14 protein-coding genes and 1 pseudogene are annotated in these 18,061 nt (G+C 70.4%); 7 read left to right on the top strand and 8 right to left on the bottom strand.

The window, feature by feature from the left end; all coding sequences use genetic code 11:
• The first annotated feature begins 32 nt into the window (after positions 1 to 32).
• Positions 33 to 713, top strand: a complete 681-nt coding sequence (locus BJ971_RS38095) for an alpha/beta fold hydrolase (protein ID WP_184998139.1) — start codon at positions 33 to 35, stop codon at positions 711 to 713.
• A gap of 81 nt (positions 714 to 794) precedes the next feature.
• Here BJ971_RS38095 and BJ971_RS38090 read toward each other — a convergent pair whose 3' ends face one another.
• From BJ971_RS38090 to BJ971_RS38070, 5 genes are all read right to left on the bottom strand, one after another.
• Positions 795 to 2,369 (bottom strand): hypothetical protein, encoded by a 1,575-nt coding sequence (locus BJ971_RS38090; RefSeq protein WP_184998138.1) that lies wholly within the window; start codon positions 2,367 to 2,369, stop codon positions 795 to 797.
• 86 nt (positions 2,370 to 2,455) lie between these two features.
• A complete protein-coding gene (locus BJ971_RS38085; protein WP_184998137.1) occupies positions 2,456 to 3,385 on the bottom strand; it encodes a peptidase inhibitor family I36 protein in 930 nt (309 codons plus the stop codon).
• 43 nt (positions 3,386 to 3,428) lie between these two features.
• Positions 3,429 to 4,313, bottom strand: coding sequence for a peptidase inhibitor family I36 protein (locus BJ971_RS38080; RefSeq protein ID WP_184998136.1), 885 nt, complete (start codon positions 4,311 to 4,313; stop codon positions 3,429 to 3,431).
• Between the two features lie 54 nt (positions 4,314 to 4,367).
• On the bottom strand, positions 4,368 to 5,204 hold the full coding sequence (locus BJ971_RS38075; protein WP_184998135.1) for a peptidoglycan-binding domain-containing protein: 837 nt from the start codon (positions 5,202 to 5,204) through the stop codon (positions 4,368 to 4,370).
• A 166-nt stretch (positions 5,205 to 5,370) separates the two neighbouring features.
• The gene (locus BJ971_RS38070; RefSeq protein ID WP_184998134.1) at positions 5,371 to 6,240 is read right to left on the bottom strand and encodes an NBR1-Ig-like domain-containing protein; all 870 of its coding nucleotides are present in this window, start codon (positions 6,238 to 6,240) and stop codon (positions 5,371 to 5,373) included.
• Positions 6,241 to 6,362: 122 nt separating this feature from the next.
• Here BJ971_RS38070 and BJ971_RS38065 point away from each other — a divergent pair, with 122 nt between their 5' ends.
• Positions 6,363 to 7,475: a flavin-containing monooxygenase gene (locus tag BJ971_RS38065; RefSeq protein WP_184998133.1), complete on the top strand. Its 1,113-nt coding sequence runs from the start codon at positions 6,363 to 6,365 to the stop codon at positions 7,473 to 7,475.
• Between the two features lie 135 nt (positions 7,476 to 7,610).
• Positions 7,611 to 9,896: a hypothetical protein gene (locus BJ971_RS38060; protein WP_184998132.1), complete on the top strand. Its 2,286-nt coding sequence runs from the start codon at positions 7,611 to 7,613 to the stop codon at positions 9,894 to 9,896.
• A gap of 9 nt (positions 9,897 to 9,905) precedes the next feature.
• On the opposite strand, the gene BJ971_RS38055 is transcribed toward BJ971_RS38060, so the two are convergent.
• Positions 9,906 to 10,409, bottom strand: coding sequence for a DUF4279 domain-containing protein (locus BJ971_RS38055; protein WP_184998131.1), 504 nt, complete (start codon positions 10,407 to 10,409; stop codon positions 9,906 to 9,908).
• Positions 10,410 to 10,545: 136 nt separating this feature from the next.
• Between BJ971_RS38055 and BJ971_RS38050 the strand changes: the two genes are divergently transcribed.
• Complete coding sequence (locus tag BJ971_RS38050) at positions 10,546 to 12,453, top strand: hypothetical protein (RefSeq protein ID WP_184998130.1); 1,908 nt, start codon at positions 10,546 to 10,548, stop codon at positions 12,451 to 12,453.
• Between the two features lie 51 nt (positions 12,454 to 12,504).
• Here the strand turns inward: BJ971_RS38050 and BJ971_RS38045 are convergent, their stop codons facing one another.
• On the bottom strand, positions 12,505 to 13,380 hold the full coding sequence (locus BJ971_RS38045) for a phosphotransferase (protein WP_184998129.1): 876 nt from the start codon (positions 13,378 to 13,380) through the stop codon (positions 12,505 to 12,507).
• Between the two features lie 341 nt (positions 13,381 to 13,721).
• Between BJ971_RS38045 and rho the strand changes: the two are divergent.
• The 3 genes and pseudogenes from rho to sthA form a co-directional block, all read left to right on the top strand.
• Positions 13,722 to 14,909, top strand: a pseudogene (gene rho, locus BJ971_RS38040) (transcription termination factor Rho); the annotation flags it as partial.
• A gap of 183 nt (positions 14,910 to 15,092) precedes the next feature.
• Positions 15,093 to 15,644 carry a hypothetical protein gene (locus tag BJ971_RS38035; RefSeq protein WP_184998127.1) on the top strand — a complete coding sequence of 184 codons (552 nt, stop codon included), beginning with the start codon at positions 15,093 to 15,095 and terminating at the stop codon, positions 15,642 to 15,644.
• Between the two features lie 33 nt (positions 15,645 to 15,677).
• A complete protein-coding gene (sthA, locus tag BJ971_RS38030; RefSeq protein WP_184998126.1) occupies positions 15,678 to 17,081 on the top strand; it encodes a Si-specific NAD(P)(+) transhydrogenase in 1,404 nt (467 codons plus the stop codon).
• A 97-nt stretch (positions 17,082 to 17,178) separates the two neighbouring features.
• On the opposite strand, the gene BJ971_RS38025 is transcribed toward sthA, so the two are convergent.
• The gene (locus BJ971_RS38025; RefSeq protein ID WP_184998125.1) at positions 17,179 to 17,991 is read right to left on the bottom strand and encodes a L,D-transpeptidase family protein; all 813 of its coding nucleotides are present in this window, start codon (positions 17,989 to 17,991) and stop codon (positions 17,179 to 17,181) included.
• Positions 17,992 to 18,061 lie beyond the last annotated feature (70 nt).

The following is an 18,061-nucleotide window of genomic DNA, read 5'->3' as shown; positions in this document are numbered from 1 at the left end:
AGATCGTCCGGAATCGGCTCTAGGTTGACGTCATGACAGAACAACAGCTGGTGCTCCTGGGTGGCCTCTGGCTCGACGGGTCGGCGTGGGCCGGCGTCGTGTCCGAGCTGGCACCCGGCCGCCACGCGGTGGCGGTGACGCTGCCGGGCCAGGGCGACGGGAACACGTCGGCGACGCTGGCCGACCAGATGACCGCGGTGCTCGCCGCCGTTGACGCGGGCGCCGGCGAGTCGGTGGTCGTCGGGCACTCCGCCGCCTGCAGCCTGGCCTGGATGGCGGCCGACGCGCGACCCGGGCGGGTGTCCAAGGTGGTGCTGATCGGGGGGTTCCCGTCGGCCGACGGGGAGCGGTACGCGGACTTCTTCGAGGTCATCGACGGCGCCATGCCGTTCCCCGGCTGGGCGCCGTTCGAGGGTGCCGACGCCGCCGACCTCGACGAGCCGGCCCGGCGGGCGTTCGCGGCGGCGGCGATCCCGGTTCCCGAGGGCGTGGCCAGGGGTGTGGTGGCACTGAGCGACGAGCGGCGGTTCGACGTCCCGGTCGTCCTGGTCTGCCCGGAGTTCACGCCGGCGCAGGCGCGGGAGTGGATCGCCGCGGGCGACGTTCCCGAGCTGGCCCGGGCCAAGCACGTCGACCTGGTCGACATCGACTCCGGGCACTGGCCGATGGTGACGCGGCCGGCCGAGCTGGCCCGGATCCTCGCCGCGGTCTGACGGGTACGGCGAGGCCGCCGGCCGACCTGCCGTCTGTCAGCAGGTCGGCCTGGACGGCCGCGCGAGCGATGCGGCGGGAGATCAGCCGACGGTGTACGCCCGGTAGATCGTCACCTGGGCGTACTCGCCCTTCGTGGTGGTGATCCGGCTGCGCAGCGCGACCGCGCCGCTCGCCGGGTTCTGGATCGTGGCCTGCCAGCGACCGCCGACCTTCTTGACCGGTAGGGATCGCCAGGTCCTGCCGTTGTCGAAGGACACCTGTGCGGTGACCTTCTTGGCGGTGACCTTCGCGAGTTTCAGGTCGGGGGTGTTCCGGCGGCGGTCCGGGCGGATCTCGAGGACCGTGCTGGAGCCCGCCCTCGCCCGGTTGTTCATGTCCAGGCCGGCGGGCACCATCCGCGGCAGGATCACGTCGGCGTGGCGGGACTTCGCCTTGGGGTTCAGCTTCATCCCGAAGATCGCCTGGGCGCGCGGCGAGAGCATGTCAGCCGGGTGCGTGATGCCGGGCCGGTACCGCCGAGCGTCGACCTCCAGCCGGTACCAGCCCTTTTTCTTGATCTTCGCGCTGAACTCGGGGCCCTTACCCTCCCAATCCGTGCGCCACTGCGCCTTGAGCACCTTGTTCGCGCTGTTGTACAGCGTCACCCGTGATCGCTCGCTGGCCTCGGAGTACTCGTCGTACGAGGGGTCGGTGAACATCAGCGACGTGTCGAACCTCAGCGTGCTGGAGAACATGAGGGGCAGGCTCCGGCCGGGTCCCCAGGCGGCGCTGAAGAAGCTGCGGGAGTACGACTTGCCCGCGGCCAGGGTGAGATTGCGGACGTCGAAGCCCATGTGGGCGCTGCTGCCGCCGCTCTCCGCACCCCACCAGTCGGCCTCCAGGCGCCATCTGCCCGGACTGGCATGGATCTTGGCGACGACCGGGCTGATCCCGGAGAAGGCGGAGGCGCCGTACCCGGCGTGGCACGGGGTGTTCTCCTCCAGGCTCAGGCTGACGTTGTCGCTGCCGGCCGGGCCGCGCTTGACCCATCCGGTGACGGTGGCGAGCGAGGCGGCGCGGTAGGTGCGGCTGACGCCCGCGGGCACGGCGGACTTGGTGGCACCGGCGACCATCCACAGGTTGCCCATCGCCCCGTCCGACCAGTTGGAGCTGTAGGCGAACTGCAGGCGCTTCGACGAGTTGGGGATGACGAACAGCTTGCCGGGCACGTTCCAAGCACCGATCTCGGTGCCCGAGCTGTCCGAATCGGCGCAGATCTGTGCGCGCAGCTCCTGCCGGAACGCGTCGCCCGGGTTCTTGTCCAGGGCCAGCTTGACCGGCTTGCCGCGGCGGGCGTCGATCGTCGTGGTGGTCCTGCCCGAGACCTTGAGCACCCGCGCGCCGAGCGTGTCGGTGCCGTCCTTTGTCGAGTAGACGTCGGTGAGGACCGCGTATTTGCCCTTTTTCAGTTTCTTGGCCTTGAGGCTGGTGCCCTGGTACTCCTGGCCGTTGTCCAGGTTGATCAGGTGCAAGGGCGCCTTGAGCTTCGCGCCGCTGCGGTCGTACGTGATGACGGTGAGGTACGCGGTCGCGGCCGCGGCCGAAGCGGGCGCGCTCACCAGGGTGACCGGTAGCAGCACCGTGGCCGCGGCCAGTAGCGCGGTAAGTCTTCGCATGATCGCCCCCGTTGAAGTAGATCAATGGGCGGCGATACTAACCGACGCGCCGCCCACCGCGGGTCCGCGGTGGGCGGCGCGGGGCTTCAGGAGATGGCTACGTCGCTGTAGTAGTGGCGCAGGATCGCCTGGTAGTTCTTGCCCGCGTTCGCGAGATCACGCGAGCCGTACTGCGAGAGCCAGTCCCCGTCGACCCAGCCGCCGCAGGCGGTCGTGGTCGCGCAGTAGTGCGCCCGCAGGATGTTGCCGTTCCGGGTCATCCGGGCCGACCAGGTGCGGTCCACCGCGGAGGACGTCGACGCCAGCGCCGACGACGGCCGGTAAACCTGGTCGCCGGTGTCGTCGCGGACGTCGTAGCACTGGCCGCCGGACGTCTTCCGGGTCGAGTGCAGCGCCCAGTACCAGCCGTAGCTCTTGACGGCCATGGCGCCGGCCTCCAGCGAGGCGTCCGGCCAGCTCGTGATCCATTCGTTCGGGAGGACGTTCTTGACGTACGTCTTGAAGTCGACCCGGTCGACGCGGCCGAGACCGACCCGGTAGACCAGGATGGTGCTCGGCAGCTTGCTGTTGGTGCCGTCGGTGGTGCAGCCCGCCGGACCACCCGTGCTCAGCAGCTCGTGCGAGGCGTTGTTGTTCTTCAGCGTGGCGTTGAGGTTGCCCTTCGCCCCGGACGCGAAGTCCTGGCCCGCGCCGGCGAAGTTGCTGTTGAAGTAGACCCGCACGGTCCGGCCGGTGCGGTTCCAGACCGACGCGGCGTTGTTCTTCACGCACACGCCCTGGCCCTCACCCGCGCCCTTGAACTCGTAGCACGACGGCTGGGTCGTGCCGTAGTCGTCCTGCGACTCGGTGAAGTCGGAGACCGAGCCGGCCTGGTTGCTGTTGAAGTAGTAGCAGAACTCGCCGCTGTCGCAGGCACCGTCCCGGGCCGCGGCCGATGCCGGCGAGGAGACGCTCAGGATGGAGGTGGCGACGGCGAGCGCGGCGCCGGCGACGGCCAGGCTCTTGCGGATGTTCATGATGCCCTCTCATCAGGGAATGGCTGGTAGCTCCCGCCGCGCTCTACCTCTCGTTGTATCCCTGCGAGTTCCAGAACGAGGTCGGATCCGAGTTGTCCAGGGTGGAGTCGCCGACGCTGACGGCCGCATGGGTCTGGCGCCCGGCCCGGACCTCGACGTGGGTGTGTGCGCCCGAGCTGGAGGACACGCCGTGCCACGACTCGTCGGCGATGACCTCGCCGCGGCTGATGGCGTCGCCAACGCTCACCGCGGACTTCGGCGCCGTGTGCAGGTAGATGACCGTCTTGTTCGCCGCGGAGTTGTAGACGGCGATCGTGGAAAGGCCGCCGCTGCCGGTGCGGCCGGACGCGACGTAGGTGACCGTTCCGGCCACCAGGGCGTGCACGTCCGAGCCGACGTTGCGGGCGATGTCGATGCCCTCGTGCCGGCCGGGGGTGCTCTCGTACCCGTCGAAGCCGCACGTGATCGCGCCGCCACCGGCCTGGTACAACGCGTACGACAGGTTCGTGCGCGCCGACGGCGAGAACTGGTGCGAGGCGTTGTTGTTCTTCAGCGTGGCGTTCAGGTTGCCCTTGGCGCCGGCGGCGAAGTCCTGGTGCGCGCCGCCGAAGTTGCTGTTGAAGTGGACTCGGACGGTCGTGGTGCTCCGGTTCCAGACCGAGGCTGCCTCGTTCTTGATGCACATGCCCTTGCCGGCGCCGGCGCCCTTGAAGTCGTAGCACGAGGGCTGCTCGGTGCCGTAGTCCTCGGCCGAACCGGTGAAGTCCGAGATCGATCCCTCGTTGTCGCTGTTGTAGTAGTAACAGAATTCGCCGCTGTCGCAGACCCCGTCCCTGGCCGCCGCCGACGCCGGCGAGGCGAGGCTCAGCAGGGACGTGATCATGGCGAGTGCGCCCCCGGCGACGGCGAGTTTCCTGCGGATGTTCATGGTGTCCTCTCGTGGACGGTGAGTGGTGGTTGCTGGATCGGGGTGGGGTGTGGGTCACTGCCCCCGCTGGTACTGCTCCCAGGTGTTGATCGGGATCCGGGGACCGTCGTCCGGTCCGCGGTTGGCCAGGCCGTTCATGCCGAGGTAGTAGTCGCCGACCTGGTGCTGAGCCTGGCCGGACAGGTCCGTGTCGTTGATCGCCGTGGCGTGGATGTGCCACGGCCAGTCGCCCTGGCTCGGGTCGCGGACCCAGGCGGCGAAGCCGACCTGGCGCAGGGCCCGGGCGGTGGCGGTGCGCCTGGCGGCGGTCATGCCGGTGACCGCGATGTCCACCACGCCGCCGCCGTCGTGCGTACCGGCCGAGGTCGGGTCGCCGCCCGGGTTGTACGAGCCCTGCTCGAGCACCAGGGTCTGGCCGAGCAGGCGCTGGGCCTCGGCCAGCATCGCCTGCGTACGGGCGTCGACGACGAACCCGTCCCGCTGGACCTTCGCGCCCGGGCCGATCGTGTTGCCGACGGTGTACCGGTTCTGCCCGAGCTTGGTCAGCGACGTCGCGCCGGGCAGCCCGTTCGCGGCCAGCCCGGTGTAGCCCAGCGAGCGCTGGTAGGCCGCGTACGCCGAGACGGTCTCGGTGCCGAAGTAGCCGTCGACCCACTGAGCGTTCAGCAGGTTCCGGGCCTGGAGCGCCTGCTCGACCGCGAGCACGGAACTCTTCGCGCCCGGGGTCAGGGTGTGGTCGGCGCGGCGTGGGTCGATCTGTGCGGCCAGGACCGTGGCACCCATGTCAACGACAGGCTGCGCGGCCGTGGCCCACGCATGGGCCGGGCCGCCTACGGCCACGCAGAGCCCGGTGAGCCCGGTGAGCCCGGCGGCCAACCAGGTACGGCGCATGGTCGATCCTCCTCATGGGTATGGAGTCGCGAATGGGAACGGACACCACCCTGCGAGAAGGGGTCTGCTGTTCGGTACCCCCGCCGTTCTGTCAGATCCGTCAGACCGCCCTGACCTCGGCGGATGCGGTGTTGTCAGATTGGTCGAGCGGAACGGTATTGATTGCTCAGGCGGTGACGGTGACCAGGAAGTACACCGGCCGGCGGCTGGGGAAGTAGGGCCGCCCCTGCTCGTCGACCATCTTCCAGGCGACCCAGCACTCGCCGGGCCGGCTCGACGCGGTGACCGGGACGCTGATCATCACCTGCTCGCCGGGCGCCGTGTCGCCGATCGTCACCCGATCCGGCACCAGGCAACCCTCGTCGTCACCGCCGGGGTTCGCCGGTGCCAGGTACCGGCCGTGCCAGGCGACCGATCCCACGTTGGCGATCGCCCACACCTTGACGAAGCGCGCGTTGACCTTCACCCGCGTGCCGTCGGGGATCGTGACGTCGGCGACGAATCTGCTCGCGTCCCCGGGAATCAACGCCTCCGACGGCCCGGAGGACGGCGGCGGCAGGGCGCCGGCGCCGGTACCGTCCTGGGATGCGTTGCCGCGGACGGTGATGCCCAGGACGACGACCATCGCCGCCACCGCGGCCGCGGCGACGAGCCACGGCAGCCGCTGCCGTCGCGCACCGGTGACCTCGTCCCGGTCCGCCGTCTGTAGCGTGCCCCGGTTCACCGGCACCACCACGCCGGACAGGACGGGCCCGTCCGTCACCGGAGGGGTCACCTCGGGCGCCGCACCCAGGGGCTGCGCGTCCTCCCATCGGCGCCGCCACTGGACCTCGTCCGCCTCACAGGCCCGGACGAACTCGCGCGTGGTCTCCCAGGAGGGGAACCGGGTCCCGGCGGCGGCCTCGTGCAGCGTCGTGTGGGAGATCCGGCCCGATCGCCCGGCCATCTTGCGGAACGACGGGTTGCCCACGGCGGTCCGCAGCGTTCGCAGCTGAGCGGCGAACCTCTCGGCGGCGGTGCCATCCTGGTCTTCCATCGGTCTCCCATGTCAGACGTCGTCGTCAGAGCGGGTAAGAGGGTACCGAAAGGGCCTCGGAGATCATCAATGTGATGCACCCTGCGTGACATGTGAAAGGGTCGTACATCACACTGCTGCGCATGGAAAACGTGACTGTGCTCGGTGCCGGCGCCGCCGGCCTCGCCGTGGCCGCTCAGCTCAAGGCCCGCGGCGTGGACTGCGTGGTCCTCGAGCGCGGCCCGGGGGTTGCCACCAGCTGGCGCGGCCGGTACGACCGGCTGCGCCTGCACACCATCCGCAGCCTGTCCGGCCTGCCCGGCCTCCCCATCCCCCGGGAGTACGGCCGCTGGGTCAGGCGGGACGACCTGGTGCGCTACCTGGAGGCGTACGCGGAGCACTTCGGTATCGACGTGCGCACCGGGACGACGGTCGAGAGCGTCAAGCCCGGCGCCGACCGCTGGTCGCTGCGGCTGCACGACGGCTCCGAGCACTCGTCGCGGACCCTGGTCGTCGCGACCGGCTACCTGCACACCCCGGTGGTGCCGGCGTGGCCCGGGCAGGAGGCGTGGACGGGCACGCTGGTGCACTCGGCGCAGTACCGCAACGCCGAGCCCTTCCGGGGCAAGAACGTCCTGGTGGTCGGCCCGGGCAACAGCGGAGCGGAGATCGCAACAGACCTGGCCGAGGGCGGCGCCGCCTCGGTGAGCCTCGCGATCCGTACCCCGCCGCACATCGTGCGCCGCGAGACGGCGGGCTGGCCGGCGCAGCTGAACGGCCTCCTGCTGGGTCGCCTGCCGGAGCGGATCTTCAACCCGATGGCCGCCACGATGGCCCGGATGGAGATGCCGGACCTGCGGCCGTACGGGATCGACCGCCCGGCCGAGGGGCTGAAGACCCGGCTGCGCACCCAGCGCTACGTGCCGTTGCAGGACGTCGGCATCGTCCGGGACGTCGTGGCGGGGCGGGTGCGCCCGGTCGGCGCCGTGCAGAGCTTCACCGAGACGTCGGTACTGCTGGCGGACGGCACGAGCGTCGAGCCGGACGTGGTCATCGCGGCCACCGGATACGGAACCGGCCTGAACGAGCTGTTCGACGACCCGTCGCTGTTCGACGAGACCGGGGTGCCGCTGGTGCACGGTGGTGCGGCCGCGCGCCCGGGCCTGTTCTTCCTGGGGTACGACGTCACGCTGGGCGGGATGCTCCGCCAGGCGGCGATCGAGTCGCGCCGCGTGGCCCGAGCCGTCCCCGCGTGACGGCAGTCGGGCCAAACGGCATCTGGTTCTAATGTGGACACATCGCATCGGCGGGCCCTCGCGGGGCCCGCCCCCGTCATATATTGACCCCGGCCGTTCGGGGCATCGGCGTCGGGCGGGGCCACGGGGGAAACCATGTTCCGTTCACGCGTCCTCACCATGATCTGTGCTCTGGCGGTCGCCGTCGCGACGCTCGCGAGCACGTCGCCCGCGGCGTCCGCGGACGAGGTCTGTGGAGGCACGCTCGCCTTCGGGAAGGTCTTCAGCTGTCCCTCGATCACCGGTGATCGGGAGGACGTCTACTTCTTCAGCACCACCCGGGCCAACGACGTGGCCTACACGATGCTCACCCGGGGCAGCGGCGGCAGCCTCCAGGCGCACATCTTCGGTCCGACCGGCGCGCAGGTCTGCTTCGTCGGCACCGACGCCGGCCAATGCCGGCTCGCCGGCGCGGGCACCTACAAGGTGGTCGTCTTCCTCTACTTCCAGGACAGCGGCGACTACACGTTCTCCGTTGAGTCGCGGCGTACGCCGTCGAGCTGCACCGCGCTGACGAACGCCGACTTCTCGTTCGCCTCGGCGGGGGTCACGCGGGACCTCCAGTTCGGGTCGGCCGGCGACTGCTACCGGTTCAACCAGCCGGTCGGCAGCCTGCTGCACCTCTGGTCGCCGCGCGCGGCCGGCGACGTGCAGGGCTCGATCATCGACGCCGCGGGCGAGCACGTCTGCCAGGTGCGCTATGCCGTTGACTGCACGCTGAACACCGCCGGGCCGTACCGGCTCAATCTGTACGAGAGCTACGGCGCCGCCACCCCGTACACGTTGCGGATGACCCGCCTGTCGAACCCGGCCGGCTGCGAGACCCTGCGCCCGGCACCGTTCGGTGACCCGGGCGCGAACGCCGGAAAAGGCACGATCCCCACCCAGGAGGGCATCGCCTGCCACAAGGTGCGACTGGCGGAGGCCGGCAGCCTCGCCATCCGGATCTACCAGGGGCAGTCGATCAACTGGCGTCTCCTCGACGCCGCCGGGCAGCAGGTCTGCCAGGAGTACAACACGCAGGTGTGCGTGCTGGCGGCCGGGGACTACTCGGTCATCACGAGCAACGACGGCTGGGAAGAGGTCAACTACCAGATCGCCGCCGCGCGGGTGAGCGCCAACGCCGGCTGCGCCCGGGCGACCTCACTGTCCTGGGCGCCGGACCCGCTGGTCGTGCACCAGACCTCGGCAGTGCAGACCAACTGCCAGCCGTTCGCGGCCACCGCGGGTGACCGGGTCATCGTGTACCGGGCGCCCGACCAGTACAACGAGGTGCGCAGCTTCCTGGTGAACGCCGCGGGTGAGCAGGTCTGCACCGAACGCAGCGAGGACGAGGACGGCTGCGTGCTGTCGGCCACCGGCACGTACCGGGTGGTCTCGTACCTCGACACCTTCGACGCCGAGGACACCGACCTCACCTACCGTCTCCAGGTGCGGCGGCTGTCGCAGCCGGCGGGCTGCCCGATGATCCGGCCGGGCGCGTGGAACGGTGCGCCGGCCGGGGCGATCGGCCCGATCCGCTGCCGCATCCTCGCGGTCACCCAGCCCGGCGTCTACCTCGCGCGGGCGTACGACGACGAGAACTACGAGACGGGCGCGTCGGTCTACGACGGCACCGGGCACCGGGTCTGCGTCAGCGGCGGCCACTGTGAGCTCCCGGCGGCGGGGCGGTACACGATGGTGCTCAACGGCGGGGCGGTGAACTCGGTGCTGGGCAACGACTTCGCCTACGCGACGGCGTTCCTGCCGTACACGCCGAGCGGCTGCCCGCAGGACGCCGGCACGTCGTTCACGGCGACCTTCACCGCGCCGGGACAATACCTGTGCCGGCAGCTGACCCTGCCGGTCGGCGCCAAGATGGTCCAGCTCCAGCCCACCGACGCCCGGGACTCGTCCCGGCCGTTCGGGTACGTCGTGGACGCCGCCGGCACCTACCTCTGCGACACGTCGTGGGCGCTGAGCCAGTACAGCTGCCCGTTGACCGGCACTGCGCCGTTCACGGTCGTGCACCGGGAGAACGAGGGCGACGTGCCCGGCACTTTCGCGGCCGCGTACGCCCGGGTCGACGGCCCGCCGTCCTGCCCGGCACTGCCCGGCGGGGACGGCGCGACGTTCGCCACCGGCGGTGGCGACTTCGCGAAGTGCCTCACCATCGCGGCCGACCAGCACGGCGCCCGCGAATCGTTCACCTGGCAGCGCACCTCGGGCGAGGGGACCGGCCGGCTCTCGGTGTACAGCGCCGACGGGATCCGCTACTGCGGCCCCGGCCCCACCGCCGCGGAGCGCACGGTGACCTGCACGCTGCCGGACGGCCCGGTCAGCCTGATCTTCGAGGCCGGCAGCACCGCCGCGGAGTACCAGCTCCGGCACCAGGCGGCGTAGACCGCCCGGTCAGTCGACCAGGACGTACTGGTCGTGTTCCAGGCTCAGGTCGAGGGCGGCGAGCCGGTGCAGGGTGGCGGCGCTGTAGGCGATCGACGCGGTGGAGACCGAGACGTCGCCGTCCTCGTCGCGGTCGCCCTGCATCTCGATGAGGATCATGATGCCCGCGCGCAGGCCCAGGCCGTCGCGGGCCGCGGCGAGGCCTTCGGCGTACGGCTCGACGGCGTCGAGCAGGTCCGAGAGGACGTGCTCGGTGACGTGGGTTTCGCGGGCCGGAAGCTCGTAGTGCCAGCCGCTGAAACGCCGCGGCGTACGGAAGCGGGGATGTGGGTCACCGCGCCGCCACGTGGCGGTCGGCCGCAGACCGGCGAGCCGGGTCACCTCGTCCGGCTCGAAGGCCATCAGCTCCAGCTCGTCGGCGGTGTACGGCGGATCTCCGGTGGCGACGTCACGCTCCAGGTACAGGTACGCGCGCTGGGTGCAGCGGACCGCGGCAGCATCGGTGTCAATCATTGCGGCGAGGGTAACGCCCAGCACCCCGCGTCGGCGATCCCGTCCGAAAAGGCCGTTGTCGTGGCGGCCATCAAAATAGTTAAATTCGTCAGCCGGTGTGCGCGGGTACGGCCGGTCAACGGGGAGGAAGACAATCATGAAACGAGCCTGGCCACGTCGTGGCCTGATCGCGGGGCTTGCGCTGACGCTCGGCGTCACCGGCCTGACCGTCGTCACCGCCGGGGCCGCCGCCGTCGCGGCGCCGCACTACGACAGACCGCCCTCCGTCCAGATCGGATGGAACGACTCCGCCACGCCGGGAAAGGCCTATGAGGCCGCCGAGGAGCATTTCCCGCTGGGCACCTGGGTGGACGACGCCGGCAAGAGCCACACCTCGCGGGTCTACGCCACCTTCGACCTCTCCGGGTTCGAGGGCAAGACGGTCTACGGCGGCTCGGTCTTCATCCGCGAACAGTCCGCCGCCGACTGCACCAAGCGGGCCATCGAGATCTGGCGGACGAAGCCCGTCGGGGCGACGCCCACCTGGCGCAAGACGCCTGACCCGATCGCCAAGCTGGACGAGATCCTGACGCCGGAGTACTGCCCCGGTGCGTCCATCTCCTTCGAGGTCGGCGCGGCCGTCAAGGACGCCGTTGCGCACAAGCAGCGGCGGATCACGTTCGAGCTGCGGGTTCCCGCGCAGTTCGAGAGCGATGCCGCCTACGGTCGCCGCCTGAACTGGTACAACACCGTCCAGCTCTCCATGCAGTACAACTCGGCGCCGAAGATCGATAGCGACCACCTCTACAACGGCGGTTTCGCCTGTACCCAATTGAAGCCCCCGCCGCGGTTGGGCGGTTTCGCCAACGTTCTACAGGCGCTGGCCACCGACGCCGACGAGAACGACGCGCACAGCCTCACGACGGAGTTCGCCGTGTGGCCGCGGGAGGATCCCGAGGCGAGAAGCGTCCACACCCAGGAGCACGGTACATCCGGCCGGGTGAACACGGTCAATCTGCCGGAGGGTGTGCTTGTCGACGGCAAGACCTACGGGTGGCAGGCCCGCGTCGGTGACGGCGCCGAGCTCTCGGCCTGGTCGAAGAAGTGCTTCTTCACCTATGACAGGACGAGGCCGTCGACGCCGGTGGTCACGTCCGCGAACTACCCGGTCGACGGGGCCGCACCGCCCGGTGTGCCGGCCGTCTTCACCTTCTCCGGTCACGGCGACAAGGACGTCGCCGGGTTCCAGTACAGCTGGAACGGCCTCGGCGTCAACAGCTGTGGCGGGGGCGGCGACCTCGGAGAGTTGGTGTGCAGGGATCCGCTGACCCTCCCGGGGACGATCAGGGCCAACGCCCCCGGCGGTACGGCCACGGTCACCATCAACCCCACGGGGTCCGGGCCGCAGCGGCTGACTGTCCGCTCGATCGACCAGGCCGGCAACGTCTCGCCCGAGACGCAGTACGAGACCTTCGTTCCGTGGTCGGCGCCGGAGGTGCGGGTCGAGGGCGGAAAGCCGGAGTGGAACCAGGACGTGCTCCTCAAAATCACTCCCGCAAGCGGGGTGACCGGCGTCCGGGAGTACGAGATCACGCTGGACGGCGGCGAGCCCGAGACGCGGGACGCCGACGAGGACGGGGTGGCCTACTACTCGTTCCGGGCGAGCGACGTGAACGGGCACCGGGTGACCGTGCGGAGCCACAGCGAGAACGGCTTCGTCTCGACCGCGGCGAACTGGTCCGCCTACTTCGATCCGTGGCCGGGCGTGCGGTCCGACGTCTACTTCTACCCGGAGGACGGATCGGCCGTCGGGGGTGTCGGCGTCGAGGGGACCTTCACGTTCTCGCCGCCGCCGGGCCGGACCGACACGGCGTCCTACCGGTACAGCTTCGTCGACGGTGACGAGCTGACCGAGGTGGCCGCCGACGAGGACGGCCGCGCGACGATCAGGTGGACGCCGACCCAGAGCGGCCCGGTCACCCTGACCGTCTACGCCGTCAAGGCCGACGGCACCTGGGGCGACTATCCGAACTGGTACGGATTCCAGGTCGCGGGCGACGCCTGATCCAACGACGAACCGGCCCGCATCGCGTACGCGGTGCGGGCCGGCGTCGATTCAGGCGAAGTAGCTGTTCAGGTAGGTCCAAGACGCGGTGACGTCCTCGGTCGCCTCGTGCGGTCGCCGCAGCTCGGCGGCGTACCCGGCGATGTCGGCGAGCGTCCACCGCAGCCGGAAGAGCGCCGCCGCGGCCGGGTCGCCCTGGTCGTCGTCGACCAGCCAGAGGTCCCGTTCCGGCGGGGCGATCCGCACGGTCTCCCAGTCGACGAGGACCAGGCCGGACCCGGTCCGCATCAGGTTGCCGGGATGCGGTTCGCCGTGGGTCACCACCCATCTCTCCGGCGTGGCCTCCGCCTTGGCGGCGAGCCCATCGTACTCGGCGAGCATGTCGCTCAGGCGTACGGAATTGTCGCTCAGCAGCCGCCACGCCCGCTCGGCGAACGGGCCGCCCGTCCACGGCCGGCCGAGATCGAGGAGCCCGGCCCGGCCCGGCAGGGCCAGGTCGAGGCGCTCGGCGCCGGCCGGCGCCGCGGTGCGGTGCAGCCGCGCCAACAGCCCGAGCACCTCGGGTACGTCCTCGGGCCGGTGCGGTCCGAAGTGGCCGGCCTCGCCGTCGACCAGCGGGTACACCGAGAGGGCGTAGCGGTGGCCGAGCCGCAGCGCCGCCGGCCCGGTCCGCGCCGGCAGCGGCGCGACCACGAACTCCAGCCCGGCCCGGCGCAGGGCCAGCGTGGCGTCGAGCGCCCGCCGCAGCGACGCGAACGCCCGGTCGTCGCCGACCCGGTCGACGGTCAGGAAGTTGTCGTCCGTCGTCCAGTGGTAGCTGCCGAACCCGACCGGCAGGTACCGCGCGGACCGGGCCCGGATTCCCCAGCCCTGCTCCAGCCCGGCCAGCAGTTCGGCGGTATCCAGGCCGTCCGGCTCATCCAGCATGGGCGCGAGTATGTCCCCGGCCCGCGCGGTGGTTCAACGCGATTTGCTGGACACGAGGGCGTTTACGGGACGCCGGACGCATTCGGGGAGTAACGGGATCGCCGCTCGGCGGCTTGTGGCGTTCGCTCCGGCGCGCTACTTTTAACCAGTCGGGACCTGGGCGTAGGCGGCACAGCCGCCCCCGGGAGTCCCAATCAGCCGAGTTATCCGAGACCGGCCCCGGTGTTTTCTTTCTTCTCGAGGCGCAGGGCGTCAGCCCGTTGTTTTCGCAGCCTCGCTCGCGCGTTTCCGCGCACCCCGAAATGAGGAGTACCCCCATGACTGACACCGACGTTCGCTCCGGCGGACGCCGTACCGCACAGACCCGTCGCCGGCCCGCCGGCATCGGGCCCCGCAACCGGCCGGTCGACACCGGTCCCGGTGCGCCGGGCGCCGAGGTCGCGGTCGACGCCCTGCTCGACATCGTCGACGACAAGGCCTGGCTGCGCGCCGAGGGCTATCTGCCCGGCCCCGACGACATCGCGGTGGCGCCCGGCCAGCTCCGGGAGCACGGCCTTCGCCGCGGTGATCACATCACCGGCGTCGCCCGCGTGCCGGGCGGCCGCAGGCCGGCCACGCTCGAGGTGGCGACCATCAACGGCGAGGACCCCAAGCAGGCCGTCCGCCGCCCCGACTTCTACAAGCTGACCGCCCTGTACCCGCAGGAGCGGCTGCGGCTCGAGACCGAGCCGCACATCCTCACCACCCGGGTCATCGACCTGGTCATGCCGATCGGCAAGGGCCAGCGGGCGCTCATCGTGTCGCCGCCGAAGGCCGGCAAGACGATGGTGCTCCAGGCGATGGCGAACGCGATCACCCACAACAACCCCGAGTGCCACCTGATGGTCGTGCTCGTGGACGAGCGGCCCGAAGAGGTCACCGACATGCAGCGCTCGGTCAAGGGCGAGGTCATCGCGGCCACGTTCGACCGGCCGCCGACCGACCACACCGCGCTGGCCGAGCTCGCGATCGAGCGCGCCAAGCGGCTGGTGGAGGCCGGGCGGGACGTGGTCGTGCTGCTCGACTCGATCACCCGGCTCGGCCGGTCCTACAACCTGGCGGCGCCGGGCCGCGGGCGCACCCTGTCCGGCGGCCTCGACTCGACCGCGCTCTACCCGCCGAAGCGGTTCCTCGGCGCGGCGCGCAACATCGAGAACGGCGGCTCGCTGACCATCCTCGCGACCGCGCTCGTCGACACCGGGTCGGCGATGGACACCGTCATCTTCGAGGAGTTCAAGAGCACCGGCAACGCCGAGCTCAAGCTCGACCGGGCGCTGGCCGAGGGCCGGCTGTTCCCGGCGATCGACGTCACCGGCTCCGGCACCCGGCACGACGAGGCGCTCGTCGGGCCGACCGAGCTGGCCCTGATGCACCAGCTCCGCAGGGCGCTGGGCGCTCAGGACCGCAAGCAGAGCCTGCAACAGCTCCTCGACCACCTGCGGACGACCGGCTCCAACGCCGAGTTCCTGCGCCGGGCCGCCCGCACGTAGGGCCATTCACGCGCCGGCCGGATGATCAAATCTGACACGCCGGATGTCCCCCATCGGCGGTCCCGTCCATCGTTGGCACACACCGGACGTTCGGCCAGCTAACCTCCACGCTACGGACATTTCAGCTCACCGCCGGGCGAAGTAACTGGTCATCGCCTATTTCGGCATGCCAGGGTGTTCCTTGTGAAATCCAAGGTGTCCACCCGGGTGTACAACGCCGAGCAGACCGGCGCGGGCTGGCGTTCCATGTCCATGCTGGTCCGGCTCGTGCAGCGCGGCGGCCACCCCGCCGCCGTGGCGCCGACGATCGAGCTGGGCGCCGGGGAGAAGCAGTACGGCTCGTTCCTCGTCGACGTGTCCGCCTACCTCTCCACCAAGGTGGACTACTCCAGCAGCATCTTCGCCAGCGGCGGCCTCTTCTTCACCGAGCACAGCACCGAGAAGCGGGACGGCTGGCGCGGCGACGGGCGGCAGGCCGCGATCGTCACCAGTCAGCGGCTGGTGCTCGCCGGCGCGTCGTACGACTTCCGCTCCCTCATCCTCGTGCAGCCCAACCCGCTCGACTGGTCCGTGAACCTCTACTTCCAGGGCGCCCAGCCGATCATGCTGCGCGGCCCGTGGGTGCCGTGGATGACCGTGGTGATGTGCGCGGAGCTCTACGGCTCGCCCTGGCCGCCCGGGCACGCGCCGGACGTCGATGTTCCGATCAAGGTGATGTGCGAAAACGCGCAATAGCGCTGGCAGTGAGAGCCTGACAGGCTGGTCACTGTGTACGACTACGACCTGTTAGTACTGGGCTCCGGGCCCAGCGGACAAAAGGCCGCGATCGCCGCCGCCAAGCTCGGTAAGCGGGTCGGCATCATCGACCGCCGCGACATGATCGGCGGGGTGTGCATCAACACCGGCACCGTCCCGTCCAAGACCCTGCGTGAGGCCGTGCTCTACCTGACCGGCCTGAGCCAGCGCGATCTCTACGGCAGCAGCTACCGGGTCAAGGAGGAGATCACGGTCAGCGACCTGGCCGCCCGGACCCAGCACGTGATCACACGCCAGACCGACGTCATCCGCAACCAGCTCGCCCGCAACCACGTCGCGATGCTGACCGGCACCGGCCGCTTCGCCGACGCGCACGCGATCTGGATCGACGGCGGCGGTGGCCGCGACACCAAGGTCAGCGCCGACAAGATCATTATTGCCGCGGGCACCCGGCCGGCCCGGCCGGACAGCGTCGACTTCGACGACCGGACCATCGTCGACTCCGACGGCGTCATCAACCTGCAGGCCGTGCCGCGCAGCATGGTCGTGGTCGGCGCCGGGGTGATCGGCATGGAGTACGCCTCCATGTTCGCCGCGCTCGGCACCAAGGTCACCGTCGTCGAGCGGCGCGACAAGATGCTCGAGTTCTGCGACGACGAGATCGTCGAGTCGCTGAAATACCACCTGCGCGACCTGTCGGTGACGTTCCGCTTCGGCGAGGAGGTCGCGGCCGTCGAGCGGCACCAGACCGCCGCGCTCTGCATCCTCAAGAGCGGCAAGAAGATCGTCGCCGACACCGTCATGTACTCGGCCGGCCGGCAGGGGCAGACCGACGACCTGGCCCTGGAGGCCGCCGGGCTGAGCGCGGACAAGCGTGGCCGGATCGAGGTCGACACCAGCTACCGCACCGCGGTCGACAACATCTACGCCGTCGGCGACGTGATCGGCTTCCCGGCGCTCGCCTCGACCTCGATGGAGCAGGGCCGGCTCGCGGCACAGCACGCGTGCGGCGAGCCGGTCCGCGAGATGCACGAGCTCCAGCCGATCGGCATCTACACGATTCCGGAGATCAGCTTCGTCGGGAAGACCGAGGACCAGCTCACCGACAGCGCGACCCCGTTCGAGGTCGGCATCGCCCGCTATCGCGAGCTGGCGCGCGGGCAGATCGTCGGCGACTCGTACGGGATGCTCAAGCTGCTCGTCTCGCCCGAGAACGGCAGGCTGCTCGGCGTGCACGTCTTCGGCACCGCGGCGACCGACATCGTGCACATCGGGCAGGCGGTGATGGGCTGCGGCGGCACGGTCGACTACCTGGTCGACGCGGTGTTCAACTACCCGACCCTGTCGGAGGCCTACAAGGTCGCGGCGCTGGACGCGAGCAACAAGATCCGCAACATCACCCGGATCGACGGCTGACTGAGCCTTTTTCAACGTGGCCAGGGCGGCAACTCCCGGCTGCGGTCAACGGCTCGGATACCTCTGGCCCGAGGCCAGGTTGAAAATTGCTCACTGCTCAGTAGACCCAGACCCGGGTCTTGAGCGGCAGCTCGTCGTTCTTCCAGAGCCAGTTCATGGCCGAGATCGACACCCGCGCGCAGCCGTGCGACGCGGGGTACGGCGGCACGCTGTTCGCGCCGTGCACGGCGATGCCGCCGTTGAAGTACTTCGGGCGCCAGAGCAGGCCGAGCGGCGCGTGCCGCCAGCCGTCGATCTGCCGGGACACCTTGAACTTGCCGCTCGGGGTGTCGGCCAGGAACGTGTTGCCGTTCTGCTCGTAGTGCTCCATCGAGCCCGTGGAGGTGTTGAAGACCTGGCTGACCTCGCCGTCGTCGACGAGCATCAGCAGCTGGCGCTTCAGGTTGATCTCGACGACGCGGCCGCTGGTGCTCTTCGCCTTGGGGCGTACGCCCTCGTCCAGGGCCTTCTTGGTCTTGGGGCCGACCACGCCGTCGCGGCCCAGGCCCGCCGCCTTCTGGAGCGCGAAGACCGCCTGCTGGGTCTGCCCGCCGAACGTGCCGTCGGCCTTGCCGTTCCAGTAGCCGAGCTCGTTCAGCCGCTTCTGGAGCGCCAGGACCTCGGCGCCTTTCGCGCCGCTCTTGAGCTTCTGCGGCTTCGCCGGTGCCGACGGCGTCGGCGAGGCCGTCGGTGCCGCCGGCTCGGCGGACGGCGGCTCGGTGGACGGCGGGGCCGTCGTGGGGGTCGAGGCGGGCGCCGTCGACGGTACGGGTGCGGGCGCGGCTGCCGGCTCGGAGTCGCCGCCGTCACAGCCGGCGGCGAGCGTGGCGATCGTGATCACCGTGGCCGCATACGTCAGAGCTCTCCGCACCAGGTTCCCTTCGACGACGCCATGGTCACACGCGAGAACTTTTCAGTGTGACCATGGCCCCGTCAAGCCC

It is taken from the genome of Amorphoplanes digitatis (assembly GCF_014205335.1).
Taxonomy (GTDB): Bacteria; Actinomycetota; Actinomycetes; order Mycobacteriales; family Micromonosporaceae; genus Actinoplanes; species Actinoplanes digitatus.
This window is presented reverse-complemented; position numbering and strand designations above follow the sequence as displayed.

Excerpts from the sequence above, each read along its gene's own strand:
- BJ971_RS38095 (WP_184998139.1), top strand. The coding sequence starts at position 33 with ATGACAGAACAACAGCTGGTGCTCCTGGGTGGCCTCTGGCTCGACGGG.
- BJ971_RS38090 (WP_184998138.1), bottom strand. The coding sequence starts at position 2,369 with ATGCGAAGACTTACCGCGCTACTGGCCGCGGCCACGGTGCTGCTACCG.
- BJ971_RS38085 (WP_184998137.1), bottom strand. The coding sequence starts at position 3,385 with ATGAACATCCGCAAGAGCCTGGCCGTCGCCGGCGCCGCGCTCGCCGTC.
- BJ971_RS38080 (WP_184998136.1), bottom strand. The coding sequence starts at position 4,313 with ATGAACATCCGCAGGAAACTCGCCGTCGCCGGGGGCGCACTCGCCATG.
- BJ971_RS38075 (WP_184998135.1), bottom strand. The coding sequence starts at position 5,204 with ATGCGCCGTACCTGGTTGGCCGCCGGGCTCACCGGGCTCACCGGGCTC.
- BJ971_RS38070 (WP_184998134.1), bottom strand. The coding sequence starts at position 6,240 with ATGGAAGACCAGGATGGCACCGCCGCCGAGAGGTTCGCCGCTCAGCTG.
- BJ971_RS38065 (WP_184998133.1), top strand. The coding sequence starts at position 6,363 with ATGGAAAACGTGACTGTGCTCGGTGCCGGCGCCGCCGGCCTCGCCGTG.
- BJ971_RS38060 (WP_184998132.1), top strand. The coding sequence starts at position 7,611 with ATGTTCCGTTCACGCGTCCTCACCATGATCTGTGCTCTGGCGGTCGCC.
- BJ971_RS38055 (WP_184998131.1), bottom strand. The coding sequence starts at position 10,409 with ATGATTGACACCGATGCTGCCGCGGTCCGCTGCACCCAGCGCGCGTAC.
- BJ971_RS38050 (WP_184998130.1), top strand. The coding sequence starts at position 10,546 with ATGAAACGAGCCTGGCCACGTCGTGGCCTGATCGCGGGGCTTGCGCTG.
- BJ971_RS38045 (WP_184998129.1), bottom strand. The coding sequence starts at position 13,380 with ATGCTGGATGAGCCGGACGGCCTGGATACCGCCGAACTGCTGGCCGGG.